Source organism: Bacillus sp. FSL E2-8887 (assembly GCF_038007205.1).
GTDB classification, from domain to species: domain Bacteria; phylum Bacillota; class Bacilli; order Bacillales; family Bacillaceae_G; genus Bacillus_A; species Bacillus_A mycoides.
This window is the reverse complement of sequence record NZ_JBBOWS010000001.1, coordinates 3,191,764-3,210,158: the sequence shown is the minus strand read 5'-3', so window position 1 is coordinate 3,210,158 and position 18,395 is coordinate 3,191,764. Positions and strand designations below refer to the sequence as shown.

The 18,395-nt window shown below is 36.5% G+C and carries 18 protein-coding genes; 13 read left to right on the top strand and 5 right to left on the bottom strand.

Translation table 11 applies throughout. The annotated features are described in order from the left end of the window. Nucleotides 1-253: 253 nt before the first annotated feature. Both acnA and NSQ08_RS16290 read left to right on the top strand, forming a co-directional pair. Nucleotides 254-2,977 carry an aconitate hydratase AcnA gene (acnA, locus tag NSQ08_RS16295; RefSeq protein WP_340776903.1) on the top strand — a complete coding sequence of 908 codons (2,724 nt, stop codon included), beginning with the start codon at nucleotides 254-256 and terminating at the stop codon, nucleotides 2,975-2,977. Nucleotides 2,978-3,046: 69 nt separating this feature from the next. After that, nucleotides 3,047-4,762: an ABC transporter ATP-binding protein gene (locus tag NSQ08_RS16290; RefSeq protein WP_340776900.1), complete on the top strand. Its 1,716-nt coding sequence runs from the start codon at nucleotides 3,047-3,049 to the stop codon at nucleotides 4,760-4,762. Nucleotides 4,763-4,784: 22 nt separating this feature from the next. Here the strand turns inward: NSQ08_RS16290 and NSQ08_RS16285 are convergent, their stop codons facing one another. Both NSQ08_RS16285 and NSQ08_RS16280 read right to left on the bottom strand, forming a co-directional pair. Then, nucleotides 4,785-5,117, bottom strand: a complete 333-nt coding sequence (locus NSQ08_RS16285; RefSeq protein ID WP_340776897.1) for a YmzC family protein — start codon at nucleotides 5,115-5,117, stop codon at nucleotides 4,785-4,787. 11 nt (nucleotides 5,118-5,128) lie between these two features. After that, entirely contained in the window at nucleotides 5,129-5,341 is a 213-nt protein-coding gene (locus NSQ08_RS16280) for a hypothetical protein (protein ID WP_002033553.1), read from the bottom strand. Nucleotides 5,342-5,822: 481 nt separating this feature from the next. On the opposite strand from NSQ08_RS16280, the gene NSQ08_RS16275 reads away from it, so the two are divergent. From NSQ08_RS16275 to sspN, 4 genes are all read left to right on the top strand, one after another. Next, nucleotides 5,823-6,398, top strand: a complete 576-nt coding sequence (locus tag NSQ08_RS16275) for a TlpA family protein disulfide reductase (RefSeq protein WP_002128499.1) — start codon at nucleotides 5,823-5,825, stop codon at nucleotides 6,396-6,398. Nucleotides 6,399-6,513: 115 nt separating this feature from the next. Further along, nucleotides 6,514-7,461 carry a 3'-5' exonuclease gene (locus tag NSQ08_RS16270; RefSeq protein WP_340776889.1) on the top strand — a complete coding sequence of 316 codons (948 nt, stop codon included), beginning with the start codon at nucleotides 6,514-6,516 and terminating at the stop codon, nucleotides 7,459-7,461. Nucleotides 7,462-7,592: 131 nt separating this feature from the next. Further along, entirely contained in the window at nucleotides 7,593-7,736 is a 144-nt protein-coding gene (locus NSQ08_RS16265) for an FbpB family small basic protein (RefSeq protein ID WP_002014298.1), read from the top strand. A 43-nt stretch (nucleotides 7,737-7,779) separates the two neighbouring features. Then, complete coding sequence (gene sspN, locus NSQ08_RS16260) at nucleotides 7,780-7,914, top strand: acid-soluble spore protein SspN (RefSeq protein WP_000527988.1); 135 nt, start codon at nucleotides 7,780-7,782, stop codon at nucleotides 7,912-7,914. A 76-nt stretch (nucleotides 7,915-7,990) separates the two neighbouring features. Here the strand turns inward: sspN and NSQ08_RS16255 are convergent, their stop codons facing one another. Then, nucleotides 7,991-9,283 carry a glycosyl hydrolase family 18 protein gene (locus tag NSQ08_RS16255; protein ID WP_002066644.1) on the bottom strand — a complete coding sequence of 431 codons (1,293 nt, stop codon included), beginning with the start codon at nucleotides 9,281-9,283 and terminating at the stop codon, nucleotides 7,991-7,993. A 109-nt stretch (nucleotides 9,284-9,392) separates the two neighbouring features. Between NSQ08_RS16255 and NSQ08_RS16250 the strand changes: the two genes are divergently transcribed. Beyond that, the gene (locus NSQ08_RS16250; protein WP_002142699.1) at nucleotides 9,393-9,812 is read left to right on the top strand and encodes an acyl-CoA thioesterase; all 420 of its coding nucleotides are present in this window, start codon (nucleotides 9,393-9,395) and stop codon (nucleotides 9,810-9,812) included. Nucleotides 9,813-9,889: 77 nt separating this feature from the next. Here NSQ08_RS16250 and NSQ08_RS16245 read toward each other — a convergent pair whose 3' ends face one another. Both NSQ08_RS16245 and plsY read right to left on the bottom strand, forming a co-directional pair. After that, on the bottom strand, nucleotides 9,890-10,180 hold the full coding sequence (locus tag NSQ08_RS16245; protein WP_002033558.1) for a HesB/YadR/YfhF family protein: 291 nt from the start codon (nucleotides 10,178-10,180) through the stop codon (nucleotides 9,890-9,892). Between the two features lie 109 nt (nucleotides 10,181-10,289). Continuing rightward, nucleotides 10,290-10,886, bottom strand: a complete 597-nt coding sequence (gene plsY / locus NSQ08_RS16240) for a glycerol-3-phosphate 1-O-acyltransferase PlsY (RefSeq protein ID WP_002014306.1) — start codon at nucleotides 10,884-10,886, stop codon at nucleotides 10,290-10,292. A gap of 225 nt (nucleotides 10,887-11,111) precedes the next feature. Between plsY and NSQ08_RS16235 the strand changes: the two genes are divergently transcribed. The 6 genes from NSQ08_RS16235 (at nucleotide 11,112) to parE (ending at nucleotide 18,394) form a co-directional block, all read left to right on the top strand. Further along, the gene (locus NSQ08_RS16235) at nucleotides 11,112-12,968 is read left to right on the top strand and encodes an anaerobic ribonucleoside triphosphate reductase (RefSeq protein ID WP_340776879.1); all 1,857 of its coding nucleotides are present in this window, start codon (nucleotides 11,112-11,114) and stop codon (nucleotides 12,966-12,968) included. Next, complete coding sequence (nrdG, locus tag NSQ08_RS16230) at nucleotides 12,965-13,417, top strand: anaerobic ribonucleoside-triphosphate reductase activating protein (RefSeq protein WP_002137702.1); 453 nt, start codon at nucleotides 12,965-12,967, stop codon at nucleotides 13,415-13,417. The genes NSQ08_RS16235 and nrdG overlap by 4 nt, the downstream gene beginning before the upstream one ends. Nucleotides 13,418-13,435: 18 nt before the next feature. Then, complete coding sequence (locus tag NSQ08_RS16225) at nucleotides 13,436-14,113, top strand: response regulator transcription factor (RefSeq protein ID WP_012261396.1); 678 nt, start codon at nucleotides 13,436-13,438, stop codon at nucleotides 14,111-14,113. Between the two features lie 203 nt (nucleotides 14,114-14,316). Then, nucleotides 14,317-15,558, top strand: a complete 1,242-nt coding sequence (locus NSQ08_RS16220) for a S1C family serine protease (protein ID WP_012261395.1) — start codon at nucleotides 14,317-14,319, stop codon at nucleotides 15,556-15,558. Nucleotides 15,559-15,637: 79 nt separating this feature from the next. Next, nucleotides 15,638-16,051 (top strand): CoA-binding protein, encoded by a 414-nt coding sequence (locus NSQ08_RS16215; protein ID WP_002014313.1) that lies wholly within the window; start codon nucleotides 15,638-15,640, stop codon nucleotides 16,049-16,051. Between the two features lie 378 nt (nucleotides 16,052-16,429). Then, the gene (parE, locus tag NSQ08_RS16210) at nucleotides 16,430-18,394 is read left to right on the top strand and encodes a DNA topoisomerase IV subunit B (RefSeq protein WP_002087772.1); all 1,965 of its coding nucleotides are present in this window, start codon (nucleotides 16,430-16,432) and stop codon (nucleotides 18,392-18,394) included. Nucleotide 18,395 lies beyond the last annotated feature (1 nt).

Below are 18,395 nucleotides of genomic sequence, written 5' to 3'. Positions count from 1 at the left end.
ATGAGTCGTTCATAGCATATATGAACGTAAAGTAAAACGCTGAAAGAGTGCTTTACTTTATAGTAATAGTATTAATAAAGAGCATGGACACTATTCAAATTTAGAAAGATAAAGAAAACTTATGATAATCCATAAGTTTCTTATTATTTACTTATTTAGAAAGTTGTAATAAGATATTATCGTAAGGTATTGAAAAGTTTGTCTACATTTTATATTCAGACAAATTAGTCACGTTTAACAGGGGGGAAACATAATGGTCAAACATAATCCATTTCAATCACGTGCAACTTTTGAACTAGATGGAAAGACGTATCATTATTATCAATTGAAAGCGCTTGAAAACGCAGGGGTTGGCAACGTATCTCAATTACCATATTCCGTGAAAGTTTTACTTGAATCTGTACTTCGTCAAGTAGACGGACGCGTAATTACAGAAGAACACGTTACAAATTTAGCGAAATGGGGAACGAAAGATGTTCAAGATATCGATGTTCCGTTTAAACCATCTCGCGTAATCTTACAAGACTTCACAGGTGTTCCAGCTGTTGTAGATTTGGCTTCGCTTCGTAAAGCAATGGCAGATATGGGCGGAGATCCTGATAAAATTAATCCAGAAATTACTGTAGACCTTGTAATTGACCACTCTGTACAGGTTGATAGAGCGGGTACAGCGGACTCGCTTGCATTCAACATGGACTTAGAGTTTAAACGTAATGAAGAACGTTATAAATTTTTAAGCTGGGCACAGAAATCATTTGATAACTACCGTGCAGTTCCACCAGCAACAGGTATTGTACACCAAGTAAATCTTGAATATTTGGCACCGGTTGTTCATGCGGTGAAAAATGCTGAAGGTGACTTAGTTGCATACCCAGATTCATTAGTTGGAACTGACTCACATACAACAATGATTAATGGTATTGGTGTTCTTGGATGGGGCGTTGGTGGTATTGAAGCAGAAGCAGGAATGCTTGGACAGCCTTCATATTTCCCAGTACCTGAAGTAATCGGTGTGAAATTAACTGGTACACTTCCAAGTGGTACAACAGCAACTGATGTTGCATTAAAAGTAACACAAGTGTTACGTCAAAAAGGTGTAGTTGGTAAATTTGTTGAGTTCTTCGGTAGTGGACTAAAGAGCATGCCTTTAGCTGACCGTGCAACAATTTCAAATATGGCACCAGAATACGGTGCAACTTGTGGATTCTTCCCAATCGACGATATTTCATTAGAATACTTACGTTTAACAGGTAGAGATGAAGAGCAAATTCGCGTTGTTGAAGAATATTGTAAAGCAAACGGTTTATTCTATACAGCAGATAGTAAAGATCCAATCTATACTGATCTTGTTGAAATTGATTTAAATACAATCGAATCTAACCTTTCTGGACCGAAACGTCCGCAAGATTTAATCCCGCTTTCAGATATGAAAGAGGAGTTCCATAAAGCTGTTGTAGCACCAGTTGGAACACAAGGACTTGGATTCAATGAGCAAGAGTTTGATAAAGAAGTGAAAGTTACATTGAAAGATCAAGAAGTAACGATGAAAACAGGTGGAATTGCAATCGCTGCAATTACAAGCTGTACAAATACGTCAAATCCGTACGTGTTAATTGGAGCAGGGTTAGTTGCGAAGAAAGCAATTGAAAAAGGACTTAAAGTACCTGGTTACGTAAAAACATCGTTAGCACCAGGATCTAAAGTTGTTACAGAGTACTTAGATAAGTCTGGCTTAACAACGTATTTAGATCAATTAGGTTTCCAAACAGTTGGTTACGGCTGTACGACTTGTATCGGTAACTCTGGTCCATTAGCAGAGGAATTAGAAGAAGCAATCGCAGCAAATGATTTATTAGTAACATCTGTTTTATCTGGTAACCGTAACTTTGAAGGTCGTATTCATCCACTTGTAAAAGCAAACTACTTAGCATCACCACCACTTGTTGTGGCATATGCACTTGCAGGTACTGTTGATATTGACCTGAAAAATGATGAAATCGGTAAAGATGTAAATGGTAATGCTGTTTACTTTAATGATATTTGGCCAGCAGCTAAAGAAATTGAAGATGTAGTTCAAAGTGTTGTTACATCTGAATTGTTCAAAAAAGAATATGCGCAAGTATTTAACAGCAATGAGCGCTGGAATGAAATCCAAACTTCAAATGAAGCTTTATATACTTGGGATAATGATTCAACATACATTCAAAACCCACCGTTCTTCGAAGGATTATCTAAAGAGCCGGGTGAAGTTGAAACGTTATCAGGTTTACGCATAGTTGGTAAATTTGGTGATTCTGTAACGACAGACCACATTTCACCAGCAGGTTCAATTGGTAAGCACACGCCAGCTGGACGTTATTTACTAGAAAACGGCGTACAACCAGTCGACTTTAACTCTTACGGTTCTCGTCGTGGTAACCATGAAGTTATGATGCGTGGTACATTTGCAAACATCCGTATTAAAAACCAAATCGCACCAGGAACAGAAGGCGGATATACAACATATTGGCCAACTGGTGAAGTAACATCTATCTATGATGCTGCTATGAAGTATAAAGAAGATGGCACAGGCCTTCTAGTTGTTGCTGGTAAAGACTACGGTATGGGAAGTTCTCGTGACTGGGCTGCGAAAGGTACAAACTTATTAGGTATTAAAGCAGTAATCGCAGAAAGCTTCGAGCGTATTCACCGCAGTAACTTAGTGTTAATGGGCGTATTACCATTACAATTTAAAGATGGCGACAGTGCTGAAACATTAGGTCTTGTTGGTGACGAGTCATTTGAAATTCAAATTGACAAAACGGTTAGACCACGCGATCTTGTAAAAGTAGTTGCAATCGATGCAGAAGGAAAAGAGAAGCAATTTGAAGTAGTAGCTCGTTTCGATAGTGAAGTTGAAATTGACTACTACCGTCACGGTGGTATCTTGCAAATGGTTCTTCGTTCGAAAATCGAAGAGTCAAAAATATCAAACTAAATAATTGAAATGAATGATAAGGAAGCTAACATTTGTTAGCTTCCTTATTTTATGTACAGAGGGAAAGGGATGAAACCACTTGGTTTCATCCCTTTCCTTTTATTATGCAAAATTGGGGGAATGACAATGAATGAGTATAGAAGAATAATGTTGCCGCTGTTGCAAGAAAAGCTATTGCTAATTAGTGCGATTTGTAGCGGAATAGTAGCTGCCATTTTAAATTTATCCCGTCCGCTATTTATGGGGCTAATTGTAGATAACCTTATTCAGCGGGAGTTAAAAGGTACGTATGTATATATTGCTTTGTTTGCGGGGAGCCGCTTTTTGATGTGGGTGAACAATCTGTTATTTGATTATGTAAGCTCAAAAGTAAGTCAGCGAATATTACGAGAGAAGCGTATAGATGTATTACGTCATTTTTTCTTATTACCATTTGAAGAAAGTGAGAAGGTAAAACAAGGGGAGTTAGAAACATTAGTCGTTTCTGATATTCCGAATTGGATAAGGTTATATGGATCTATATTAATAGAATACATCCACGCCATTGCACAATTTATTGGTGCGCTCATAGCACTACAACATATAGATATACAGTTCATATGGTGGGTAGCGCCGTTTTTATTTTTCAGTGTAATTGTTCCAATGCTTATGGGGGGAAAAGTAAGAAATATTGCAAGTATTGCTCAAAAAAATCAATCAAGTGTTGTAGAGATGATGTCACAGTTTGTAAAAGGTATACAAGATTTACGTAGTTTACAAAAAGAAAAATGGGCAATTCATTTGTTTAAAGGAGTGACGGCACAATCTTATAAAACAGAAGTAAGGAAGACGATGATACAACATTGTATTGGGATAGTTGGAACGGTAATAGAAACAGGAGCATATATAGTTGTTCTTATTATAGGAGCAAAAAAAATAATAAAAGGGGATATGGAAGTCGGTTCGCTTGTGGCGGTATTAGCTACAATTGAGATGTTATTTTTCCCTGTTCGTTATGCGAGTGATTTATTGATGATGACACAAGTTGCTATTGCTTCGGCAAATCGAGTTTTTGGCTTTTTAGATATACCGGCTGAATACAGAAATGTAGAAAGAGCGATGGGAATGAAATTAACAAACGTTTCATTTCAAGAGAATGGTGAAGAGAGATGTAGAATTAAAAATATACATTTGCAAATTAATCCTGGCGAACTCGTTATTATCGTGGGGGAAAGTGGTGCAGGAAAAACGACGCTTTTAAAATTAATAACGGGTGTGTATAAACCATCTAACGGTAGCATTGTTTATTATGGTAATGGGGCTCGTATGACTACAGTGTGGCAAGAACCTCGTTTCTTTCGGACGACAGTAAAAGAGAATATGTATTTCGGGGAAGAGTATTTAGAAAACCAGTTAGCAAAAAATATTGAACTTGTAAATGCGAAGTCAATTATTAGGAGTTTATCTAAAGGGATTCAGACTGTACTACATAAAAGCGGTGAAGAGTTTTCGGGAGGAGAGAGAAAGCGTCTTGCGTTATTGCGAGCGATTGTATCAAATCCGAACCTCATTATTCTAGATGAACCGACTGCGGGATTAGATCTGAGCAATCAAGAAGTGGTTTGGAATATGCTTAAAGGGCTAGGGGGGGATGTAACGAGAATTGTGACGACACATGATGTTGAGAGGGCGATGATAGCGGATCGAGTTGTGGTCATGAAGAATGGAATTGTTGTGGAATGCGGGGATCCTAGAGAATTATTAACGTGTAAGTCATTGTTTAAAGAGATGCTAATAAAAAGATAAGAGCTATATAGCGCTCTTATCTTTATTCACTCTTATTAAGTTGATACGTATAAGACTCAGTATCGTTAGTGCTAAACTCTTTGACTAGAGTAAGTTGATTTGTATCCGGATTATATTTGAAAATTTTGACCGTACGTTCGCTACTTAGTGATGGATTATATTCTTGAATAGCAAATGTATTTTCAGCAATCTGTGTCATATTACTGGTTGAAACGTTTTCTACGGCATCATGATTTGTAGAAATTTCAACAACTCTTTCACCGTTGAAAAATAAAAGAACGATTACTAAAACAACTAAACATATTCGTATATAGCGAAGTTCTTTACTCATAGGATGTTCTCCCAAAATAATCATCCTTTCTATAACTATTGTATAGTAGTGGTAGTCATCGTGAAGAAACTAAGAATACCGAGACCGGCTAAAAGGATAAATGAGATTAAAGCGATAAAGAGACAAATTCGCCCAACTTGCTTTTTTTCAGGATCTTTACTGAAGAGCGAGATGATCCAAGTGATAATCCCGATTGGGGAAAATATAAAACTAAGAATATATAATAGTATTTTTTCAAATAGATTCATAAAAATCCCCCTTTTTGAAAGTTCTACATGTGCAGTTTTCTTCGTATTAGCGCTGGCGTTATGTAGGAAAGTACAGAATAAACAGCACTATAAACAATCCAAGCGTCTAAGTTTTGTAAAACTAGGTGTATATCAAATCCCGAGACGATAATGAAAAATATAAGTGGAACAGTAAAAGAAATAATAATTACAGCCCATTTGAATTTGTATAGTAAGGTGCTAAAAAAAATACATAATAATGGTAAAGTGAAGAAAACAAAAGTAAAAGGGTTGATAAGTAATTGTAAAATACATATCACCTCGCAAGTTTTGTATGTATTTCTAATTATATGATAAAAAGGGAAATATTTCATCTGGACTATAAAAATTCTAACTATTTCGACTGTGAATATTTCCAAGCTTGTCCGTATAAGCTAAAATAAGGTATATAGTATTTTGGTGATTATGTAATAAGAAGATAAACACGTAAGGGTGATATAATATGTGGCGGAAGCTTACCATTATTGTAGTGTTACTTTGTTTAGCGGGATATGCAGCTTATGAACAGTTTGGTAAAGAGGATCAAGTAATGCAAGAAAAGCCTGCCAAAAGTGAAGCTGCTATGAAAGAGATTTTCGCAAGGAACGGTATTGAAATTGGAAAGAGCGCACCAGATTTTGAATTAGCAAAGATAGATGGAACGAATGTAAAGTTATCCAATTTAAAAGGAAAGAAAGTTATTTTAAACTTTTGGGCAACGTGGTGTGGGCCTTGTCAGCAAGAAATGCCTGATATGGAGGCCTTTTATAAAGAACATAAAGAAAACGTAGAAATTTTAGCTATAAACTATACTCCTTCAGAAAAAGGAGGGGGAGAAGAAAAGGTAAGGAACTTCGCTAAAGAAAAAGGAATTACTTTTCCTATTTTATTGGACAAGAACATTGATGTGACAACAGCGTATAAAGTAATTACCATTCCAACTTCTTATTTTATTGATACAGAAGGTGTCATTCAAGATAAGTTCATTGGACCGATGACGCAAAAAGAGATGGAGAAACGGATTGCTAAATTAAAATAACGGTGAAAAGGTAGAGGTGGAAAGTTACCATTTCTGCCTTTTCTTTTTCACGTAGTGATAGCAGCATGTTATGATAAAAGAAATATAAACGTTTAGAGGTAAAGGAGTGTTTGGAGTGGGGAATATATCCTTACCGTTAGATTATGTTGTAATTGATTTTGAAACAACAGGATTTAACCCTTATAATGATAAAATTATTCAAGTCGCAGCAGTGAAATATCATAATCATGAACTAGTAGATCAATTTGTTTCCTATGTGAATCCAGAGCGTTCAATTCCGGACCGAATAACAAGTTTAACAGGTATTACAAATTATCGTGTTTCAGATGCACCGACGATTGAAGAAGTATTACCTTTATTTTTAGCATTTTTACATACAAATGTTATTGTCGCTCATAATGCATCTTTTGATATGCGTTTTTTAAAAAGTAATGTAAATATGCTTGGACTACCTGAGCCTAAAAATAACGTTATTGATACTGTGTTTTTAGCGAAAAAATATATGAAGCATGCGACTAATCATAAACTTGAAACGTTAAAACGAATGCTTGGAATTCGATTAAGTTCTCATAATGCATTTGACGACTGTATTACGTGTGCGGCTGTTTATCAAAAATGTGCAGCGGTTGAAGAAGAAGGAAAAAGAAAAGCGAATAAGGAAGTACTTGATGAAACAGCGGTATTTGAAGCAGTAAAAGAAATGCTTGTACGAAATAAACGTGATATTGAGTGGGTTCGTTGTATGAATGTTGGGAGTTATTTAGATATAAAAGCCTTTTACCCAATTATAAGGTTAAAGGTCAAAGGGCGAAAGAAATATGTGTTAACAGAAAAAATGGAAGACGATGTAAGAGAAATTTGTACGAGCTTAACATACGAGGCAGCATTGAAAAGTGAGATTGGCAACACGAGAATTATGATTGACAGTGTAGAGGACATTTTGAAGCTAGAGAGCTACATTGTAGCAGAATACGATTCTGTATTACGAGCGCTGGATGAATATAGAGCAAATAAAGTAAATGCGGATGAAGAAATTAAAAAATATTTAAATACGATGGTGTAAAAAATCCCATGTGCAATATATGCGCATGGGATTTTTTATCAAAACATAAAATTTTCTTACAAATCTGATTAAAGAGTTTTTCATTTGCTCATACTATGTAATAAGAAAGCGTAGAAGAAAGGGTGAGCAACATGAGAAGAAGTCGCCGTAGATCGTTTGAAGAACTTGTAAATGAAAATAAACAACAATTATTAAGCGATCGTGATGCAATGGATCGAATTGAAAAACGAATTGAAAAACGTTATGAAATGAAACTTTTTAAGCAGGCTGAATAATTCTTAACACTAGTACGATACTAGTGTTAAGGAGGCGATAGTAATGGGTAATCCGAAAAAGAATTCAAAAGACTTTGCACCAAATCAAATTGGAACACAATCGAAAAAAGCTGGTGGCAATAAAGGAAAGCAAATGCAAGACCAAACTGGCAAACAACCAATTGTTGATAACGGTTAAAAAAAGGAGAATGTCATCATTCTCCTTTTTGTGTGTTTGGATAATATTATAAAAATATTTAAAAAGCTGACTCTCGTCAGCCTTTTTTCGTAATTGTAAAGTTTTCAACGAGTAAACGCCAATTTTGTGGGAATGGTAGACCAATCTTCCAGTAACTAATACCGCCAATGCCTTGTTCTTTCATTAAATTGAATTTACTTTGAATAGACCTCGAATCTTCAAACCAAACCTCGTGTTGTACGCCGTTTTCATCAAAGTAATTAAAATGTGGAGCTTGGGCTGTGAAATCATAGCGGATAGGAACATTGTATTTACGAGCAAGTGCAACAGCTGCGACAGAGCTAACTGCTTTTGCGGGTGGATTCCCTTGTTTGAAAGGAAGTTTCCAATCAAATCCATATAAATTTTGCCCCATCATAATTTTTTGTGGGGGCATTTGAGATTTTGCATATTGAAGTACTTCTTTTACAGGACCAATAGGGGAAATCGCCATCGGTGGTCCACCTTGCCAACCCCAGTCGTATGTCATAATGACGACGAAATCAACAATTTGTCCTTGTGCTTTATAATCGTGAGCCTCAAAAAATTTCCCTTTTTGATTTGAGCTCGTTTTCGGTACAAGTGTTGTACTTAATGTGTATCCGCTAGGTAAGCGTGTTTTCACATTTCGTAAAAAACGATTATACGCTTCGCGATCTTCAGGTGCCACACTCTCGAAATCGAAATGAATGTCTCGCATGCCATATTTTTCAGCTGTTTGCAAAATGTTAGTAATAAACTTGTTTTGAATTGTTGCATCGCGTAAAATAACCGAGGTCAGATCGGCACTGAAATTTCCATTTTCAATATTTGTAATAACGAGCATAGGGATGGTGTTACCTTGCGTTGCAATATTAGCGATTTTCGCTGTTTCCGTCGGTTCTTTTAAAGTGCCGTCTCTTTTTGCTTCAAAGCTGAAGTAGGCTAAATATGTTAAAAATGGATTAATAGCACGTGTAGCATTTACTAAACTTTCTTTTATCGGTATTGTTGAAGGCTGTAAATAAGCAATGGATTCTACTGCTCGTTTTGTTCCTTTCGGTATATATAATTGCTGTCCGACATGGAGAATAGATTTTAATGAAAGGTTATTAACTTTAGCTAAACTGGCGAGAGGGACGTTATACGTTTGAGAAATTCGATAAAGGCTGTCACCTGGCTGTACATAATAATTATTGCCTTTTGTATTAACGATAAGTGCCTGACCAACAACGAGTGTTTCAGCTGGATTTAGTCCATTGTCTTTTACAATTTCTTCAGGTGTAGATCCGTACTTTGATGCTAAACCATAAACACTATCACCGCTACGAACAGTTACAATTTGGATCATGTGCTTGCCCCTTTCGGTAAAAGATTCACTGTTTTTATTTTATTTTTGATTCCACTGTATTATGATTAAATGTATGCAAGGTAGCAGAAGTGAAAGAAGGCGAATAGAAATGTTTGTAGCAGAACATGAAGTTGAAATCCGCTATGCGGAAACAGACCAGATGGGTGTTGTTTACCATTCAAACTATTTAGTGTGGCTGGAACTTGGGCGCACTAAACTTATACAAGAATTAGGATTTTCATATGTTGAAATGGAGAAAGAGGGAATTATTTCTCCTGTATTAGACTTGCAAATTTCATATCGTAAAGCGATGCGTTACGGCGAAAAAGCTATTGTGAAAACGTGGGTTGATACTGTGAGCCCGCTCCGCGTTGTATATGGATATGAAATTTATAATAGTGATGGCGAACTTTGTATTACTGCAAGCACGACGAATATTTGTGCGAAAAAAGAAGGTTTCCGCCCTGTATCATTTAAAAAATTATATCCTGAGTGGTATGCGAAATATGAGGAAATTAAAAAGAAATAAAGTGAAACTTTAATCAGTGGGGGTCTTACTACCCGCAAATAGCGGGATAAAAAAAGCGTGGCAGAAGCCACGCTTTTTTATTTTTCATAATTAAATTGAGGGAAATCATCACCGTCGTTAAGTGTAACTAATAAATTATGTCCATCGAAGAACCACTCATCATCGCCTTCAATAAAGAAGTTAATACCTTCTTCTTGAGTTTGAACAGCAGGGTGCGCAGGGTCATCTTTACGAATACCTAAAGAAAGTCCTTTTTGCACAGTACTGCAACCGCCGTATTGTACGAAAAGGCGTATTGTTTCACCCGATTGTAAGTTTAATTCGTTTTTATACCATTGTGCTGCTTCTTTTGTTACGGAAAGATTCATGTATAGTTCCTCCAAATTATGTTGCTTTTTCTTTTAGTATAAAAAATAACGCAAAAAGACGCTATTAATATGCTTCACGTTTTCTTTTTGCGTTATGTGGGTTACGATCTTATTTTTGCTTTTTTGAAAAGTTTGCTTTTGGTTCAGTTTTATTTATAATTCGTCCGATATTTGCACGGTGTTTATAAATAACCATACCTGCTAATAAACACATCGCAATAATGAAGATTTTATCCCCGCTAACAATGGATGCAATAACAGCAACGACAGCTGTTATCATAGAAGAAAGTGATACGTATCTTGTTGTAAATAAAAGGCTGAAAAAGACAACAGCTAATATTGCAAAAACAACTGGTGAATAGCATAATAGCACCCCAGCAGAAGTTGCAACTGCTTTCCCCCCGCGGAATTTTGCGAAGATCGGATAGACATGTCCAAGAACAGCGGCTAACCCAAACCATAGTGGGTGAATATCTGACCCGAAAATAATCGGTAGACCTGTTGCTAATGTACCTTTTAAAATGTCAGCAATTGTTACGATAAAACCTGCTTTTTTCCCTAATGTACGGAATGTATTTGTTCCGCCTAGATTACCGCTTCCATGCTCACGAATGTCGATTCCATAACCAATTTTTCCAACGACTAATGCAAATGGAATCGAACCGAGTAGATAGGCAACGATAAATAAAAGATATGTAATAACCATGAGTTCAGTCTCCTTTATACAAATGTGTTGATAAAGGGTAAAAAGAGTTTTTCCCATTTATTGTACCATACATTTGTAAAGAGCACATTTCTTTTTTATAAATGAAAAAGTCATTAATTTTTAAAAAAACTTTCACAGGAATGTTACATTTTTCACAGGAACAGAAGAACTATATGTTGTATGATTTTAATCAAAAGACAACAACATGTTGGTGGAGGGTTATGAATGTTGAAACAAAATGTACGTGGAGAAGAATTAATGCAAGTATTTGAGACAATTATCCACGGTAATGAACAAGATTTAATGCAGGAAAATGCAAATGTAGATGGTCGATCTCCAATGGGAGTAATGGGAACGTTCGCATCTGAGAGCGCAAAGTATTATGCAGTAGAAAAATTATTATCAGATCAAGTGAAAAAAGCGATAGATCAAAATATATTATATCCACATGATTTAGATTTTTATGCAACAGGAACGACGACTTGTTCGCAAATTCCGTTAGCGCAAATGCTAGCTAACGGTTTTCATACTGGACACGGACATATGAGACAACCGCAAGACATTAAAAGTGCGTTGGCGCTTTCTTCAATTATTTTTCAGGCGAATCAAAATATGCAGCACGGTGGTCAATCGTTTGCACTCTTTGATATTGATTTAGCTCCATATGTGAGAAAAACAGTAAAGAGACATAAAAAACGACTACAGTCATATCCGCTTACGAAAGAACAAATAGAGGAATTTGCATGGAAAGAGACAGAAAATGATACGTATCAGGCGTGTGAGGCTTTCGTTCATAATTCAAATAGTATGCATAGTAGGGGCGGGGGACAAGTACCATTTATTTCTATTAACTACGGAACAGACACATCGAAAGAGGGAAGACTTTTAATTAAGCAACTTTTAAAAGCGACGCAAGCTGGACTTGGTAAAGGGGAAACACCGATTTTTCCTATTCAAATTTTCAAAATGAAAAAAGGCGTGAACTTTGAAGAGTGTGATCCGAACTATGATTTATTTGAATTAGCGTTAGAAACGACCGCTGAGCGATTATTCCCTAACTTTTCGTTTTTAGATGCTCCGTTTAATGCTGTGCATTATGATGGTCGACCTGAAAGTGAAGTATGTTATATGGGGTGCCGTACTCGTGTTATGTCTAATATACATGGGGAAGAAACAGCAATTGGAAGAGGGAATTTATCGTTTACTTCTATTAATTTAGTGAAATTAGCGCTAATTAGTGGATCGAAAGAAGCGTTTTTTGAAGCGCTAAGTTATTATTTAGATTTAGGCGTTAAGCAATTATTAGAGAGATTTGCTTATCAATGTACAAAGAGAGCAAGAGATTTTCAGTTCTTATATTCACAAGGTGTATGGCGTGGTGGAGAGACGTTACAACCTGAAGATGCTGTGGCACCGATTTTAAAACAAGGGACGTTAAGTCTTGGTTTTATCGGTCTTGCAGAATGTTTAGTAGCGTTAACTGGAAAGCATCATGGAGAAAATGAAGAATCGTGGAAGCTTGGATATGAAATTATTTCCTTTATGAGAGAGAGCATGGATAAGGCGATGGAAGAACATCAACTCAATTTCTCTGTAATTGCAACGCCTGCAGAAGGTTTATCAGGTAAGTTTGTGAAAAAAGATAGAGAAGAATTTGGTGAGATTAGCGGTATAACGAACCATAATTACTATACGAATTCATTCCATATTCCAGTTTATTATAACATTCAAGCGATAAATAAAATTCGTTTAGAAGGACCTTTCCATGCCCTATGTAACGGGGGACATATTACGTATATTGAACTAGACGGAGCAGCTATGCATAACAAAAAGGCATTAAAGCAAATTGTGCAAGCGATGGCAGAGAATGGCGTTGGGTACGGTTCAATAAATCATCCTGTTGATCGTTGTAAGTGCTGTAGTTATCACGGAGTTATTGGGAATGAATGTCCAAACTGTGGAAATGAAGATGAGGCTAATATAGAAAGAATTCGCCGTATAACGGGCTATCTTGTAGGAGATATGTCGAAGTGGAATAGTGCGAAACGTAGTGAAGAGATGGATCGGGTGAAGCATAAATGAAAGTTATGAATATCATTCATGATAGTGTAGTAGATGGAGAAGGGTTGCGGACAGTCGTGTTTTTTGCGGGCTGTCCGCATCGTTGTTTCGGGTGCCATAACCCGAAATCTTGGAATGTTTGCAATGGAACTGAAATGACGGTAGAAGAAATTGTGAAAGAGATTGAAAGTAATTCATTAACAGATGTAACATTTTCAGGTGGAGATCCATTCTTCCAAGCTGCTGAAGTGAAAAAAGTAGCAAAAGCTGTGAAAGATTTGAAAAAAAATCTATGGATGTATACAGGTTATACGTTAGAAGAGATACAGAGTTCTCGAAATAATGATATGATAGAGTTGTTACAGTATGGGGATGTTTTAGTCGATGGAAGATTTGAAATCGAGAAAAAAGATTTAACACTTCCATTTCGCGGAAGCTCCAATCAACGTATTATTCGATTGAAAGAGTAAAAAGGCGGGATAGATTATATGAATAAAACAGTATTACTTGTTGAAGATGAAAGAAGATTACGTGAAATTGTTAGTGATTATTTTCGTAATGAAGGCTTTGAAGTAATCGAAGCAGAAGACGGGAAAAAAGCGTTAGAATTATTTGCAGAGCATGAAATTGATTTAATTATGTTAGATATTATGTTACCAGAAATAGATGGATGGTCTGTTTGTAGACGAATTAGAAAAGAATCAGCAGTACCAATTATTATGCTAACAGCACGTTCGGATGAGGATGATACATTACTAGGCTTTGAACTAGGTGCAGATGAGTATGTAACGAAACCATTTAGCCCGAAAGTGTTAGTAGCTCGCGCGAAGACGTTATTGAAACGTGCGGATGGAGCGGTAGGAGTATCAGAAGAAAATACTATGTCTTTAGCTGGAATAGAAGTGAATCGACTATCTAGAACGGTTTTAGTAGATGGTGAAGAAATTATATTGACACATAAGGAGTTCGAACTTCTTGTTTATTTAATGGAGAACAAAGGAATTGTGTTGTCACGTCAACATTTATTAGATCAGTTATGGGGATATGATTACTACGGTGATGACCGAACGGTTGATACACATATTAAAAAACTGCGAAATAAGCTAGGAGATAAGGCGAGGCATATCGGCACTGTTATTCGAGTAGGTTACAAATTCGAAGAATAACCTTTAAGTTACTATGCATCCCGGCTTTGGGATATAGCAAATTTACACTCTCCTTTGTAGGTGGAATGTACAAAAAATACTTTTCTTGTCTACAATGGTAGATAGGAGTATTTTTTTAATTGGATTTCACGATGAGTTCACAAGAAGGACACAAAATGTGACTATACTGAAAGTACGAATTCACCAGGGAGGGGAAATAAAACATGGGATATTACGACGGACCGAATTTGAATGAAGAGCATAGTGAAACGAGAGAAGTGAAAAAATCAGGTAGTAAAAAAGGATATTTTTTCACAGGTTTAGTTGGAGCTGTAGTCGGGGCGGTTTCGATTAGTTTTGCAGCACCGTACATGCCATGGGTGCAAAATAATGATGCAGCTGTTTCGTCATTCAATTCTAATAAACAAGTAGAAGGAACTGTAGTTCCAGTTGTAAATAAAGCGAAAAATGAAACTGATTTACCGGGAATGATCGAAGGCGCGAAGGATGTTGTTGTAGGTGTTATTAATATGCAACAAAGTGTTGATCCATTTGCAATGCAACCGACAGGCCAAGAGCAACAAGCTGGCTCAGGATCAGGTGTTATTTATAAAAAAGCAGGAAATAAAGCGTATATTGTAACGAACAACCATGTAGTAGATGGAGCAAATAAACTTGCTGTAAAACTAAGTGATGGTAAAAAGGTAGATGCAAAGCTTGTAGGGAAAGACCCTTGGTTAGATTTAGCGGTTGTAGAAATTGATGGATCTAATGTAAATAAAGTTGCCACTTTAGGTGATTCAAGTAAACTTCGTGCGGGTGAAAAAGCGATTGCAATCGGTAACCCACTAGGGTTTGATGGAAGTGTAACAGAAGGTATTATTAGTAGCAAAGAACGTGAAATTCCAGTAGATATTGATGGCGATAAGCGTGCAGATTGGAATGCTCAAGTTATTCAAACAGATGCAGCGATTAACCCAGGTAATAGTGGTGGTGCGTTATTTAATCAAAACGGTGAAATAATTGGGATTAATTCAAGTAAAATTGCACAACAAGAAGTTGAAGGAATTGGATTTGCTATTCCAATTAATATTGCAAAGCCAGTTATTGAATCCCTTGAAAAAGAAGGAGTGGTGAAACGTCCAGCACTAGGAGTAGGTGTCGTTTCATTAGAAGATGTGCAAGCTTATGCAGTAAATCAATTGAAAGTACCGAAAGAAGTAACAAACGGCGTTGTATTAGGTAAAATTTATCCAATATCACCTGCAGAAAAAGCTGGTTTAGAGCAATATGATATAGTAGTAGCGTTAGATGATCAAAAAGTAGAGAATTCACTTCAATTCCGTAAATATTTATATGAAAAGAAAAAAGTAGGCGAGAAAGTAGAAGTTACATTCTATCGCAATGGCCAAAAAATGACGAAAACAGCTACATTAGCAGATAATTCAGCTACAAAGAATCAATAATCGGAATAAAAGAAAGTCTCTTTCATGTTGAAAGAGACTTTCTTTATCGGATATACTAAAGGAATAGGAGGGATAAATTATGATAATTGAAAACCCAACTCGTACGGAAATTGGTGAAGTATTAAAGAAAAGTAAAACGATTGCAGTTGTTGGATTATCAGATAAGCCAGAACGCACATCGTATATGGTTTCAAAAGCAATGCAAGATGCTGGGTACCGCATTATTCCAGTAAATCCAACAGTAGATGAAGTACTCGGAGAAAAGGCGGTTTCTTCACTGACGGATATTAAAGAACATGTTGATATTGTAAATGTGTTTCGTCGCTCAGAATTTTTAAAGGATGTTGCGAAAGAGTTTGTAGAGATTGATGCAGATGTTTTCTGGGCACAATTAGGAGTACAAGATGAAGATACATATAAACTTTTACAAGAAAAAGGGTACACAGTAATAATGGATCGTTGCATTAAAGTAGAGCATGTAATGACAAAATAGTATAGATTTTAAAGATAGAAAGATTGATTCAGCCCTCGCTTTTTACATAAGTAGGGCGGATGAACGAGGTGTTCATCATGAGATTTTTTAAAGGCTGTTTTTGGGGATTGTTACTTGTTATCCCATTTTGGATATTGATCATTTGGATCATGATAAAGGTTTGGAATGTATAATGTTGGAATACATATCCATTTCTCGTTGACAAACGATTATTTTTCTGAAATAGTAGCCTAGAGGAATCCTTGTGAAAAAAAACAAGGATTTTTCTATTGAAAATAGTATATAAAAGAGATAAGATAACTTGCCAAAACTATAGTCGAGGCGTTATTCTATAATAGAAACATATGTTCTGATTTGATTAGGAAAGGGGCAAGGAGTTTGGCGAAGCATCAGTTCCAATATAATGAAGATGCAATTCAAGTGTTAGAAGGACTTGAAGCCGTTCGAAAACGCCCGGGTATGTATATCGGGAGTACGGATAGCCGTGGATTGCATCATTTAGTATATGAAATAGTAGATAACTCCGTTGATGAAGCATTAGCGGGATTTGGCGACGAAATTTCTGTCGTAATACATAAAGATAATAGTATTAGCGTAATTGATAAAGGGCGAGGAATGCCTACGGGAATGCATAAGCTTGGAAAGCCGACACCTGAAGTTATTTTAACAGTACTTCATGCTGGTGGTAAGTTTGGCCAAGGAGGCTATAAAACGAGTGGTGGTTTACACGGTGTTGGGGCATCAGTTGTAAACGCCTTATCAGAATGGCTAGTAGTAACGATTAAGCGAGATGGTAGCATTTATGAACAACGCTTTGAAAATGGTGGTACTCCTGCAACGACGTTAGAGAAAATCGGGAAAACGAAAGAGTCTGGTACAACGATGCACTTCAAACCAGATACAACTATTTTCAGCACAACAAATTATAATTATGAAACATTATGTGAGAGATTACGTGAATCTGCATTCTTATTAAAAGGAATGAAAATCTCGATAAAAGATGAACGTAATGATTTAGAAGATGTGTTTCATTATGAAACAGGAATTGAGGCTTTCGTTTCATACTTAAACGAAGAGAAAGATTCGATTCATCCAGTTGTATATTTCTCGGGTGAGCAAAATGGAATTGAAGCAGAGTTAGCCTTTCAGTTTAATGATGGTTACTCAGAAAACATTCTTTCGTTTGTAAATAATGTACGTACAAAAGACGGTGGTACACACGAAGCTGGATTTAAAACAGCAATGACACGTGTGTTCAATGAGTATGCTCGTAAAGTTTCTTTATTAAAAGAAAAAGACAAAAATTTAGAGGGTACAGATATTCGAGAAGGATTAGCTTCGATTGTTTCTGTACGTGTACCAGAAGATGTACTCCAGTTTGAAGGGCAAACGAAAGGGAAACTAGGTACAAGTGAAGCTCGTTCTTCAATTGATGCAATTGTATCTGAGCATTTAGCTTACTTTTTAGAAGAAAACCCGGATGTAGCTACACTTCTTGTGAGAAAGGCAATTAAAGCAGCACAAGCACGTGAGGCTGCTCGTAAAGCGAGAGAAGAAGCGCGTACTGGTAAGAAGAAGAAAAAATCAGAAGGTACTTTAAGCGGGAAGTTAACACCTGCACAATCACGTAATCCTCAGAAAAACGAATTGTATTTAGTAGAGGGTGACTCGGCTGGTGGTTCAGCAAAGCAAGGGCGAGATCGTCGTTTCCAAGCGGTGCTACCATTACGTGGTAAAGTAATTAACACGGAAAAAGCAAAGCTTGCTGATATTTTTAAGAATGAAGAGATCAATACGATTATTTACGCAATTGGCGGCGGCGTAGGGAATGAGTTCGCTGTTGAAGATATTAACTACGATAAAGTTGTTATTATGACCGATGCAGATACGGATGGAGCACATATTCAAGTGTTACTACTGACGTTCTTCTACCGTTATATGAAACCACTTATTGAAGCTGGTAAAGTATTTATCGCACTTCCACCTTTATATAAAGTAAGTAAAGGAAAAGGGAAAAGTGAAGTAATTGAGTATGCATGGTCTGATGAAGAATTAGGTGGTGTAACGAAAAAGGTCGGTAAAGGCTACATGTTGCAGCGCTATAAAGGACTTGGCGAAATGAATGCCGATCAATTATGGGAAACAACGATGAACCCTGAAACACGTACGTTAATCCGTGTGAAAATTGACGATGCATCAAGAGCTGAGCGCCGAGTTACGACATTGATGGGGGATAAAGTAGAACCTCGCCGTAAATGGATTGAGCGTAATGTACAATTTGGTATGCAAGAAGAAGGAAATATTTTAGAAAATGAAATGATTATGGAGACGGAGGTGGAATAAC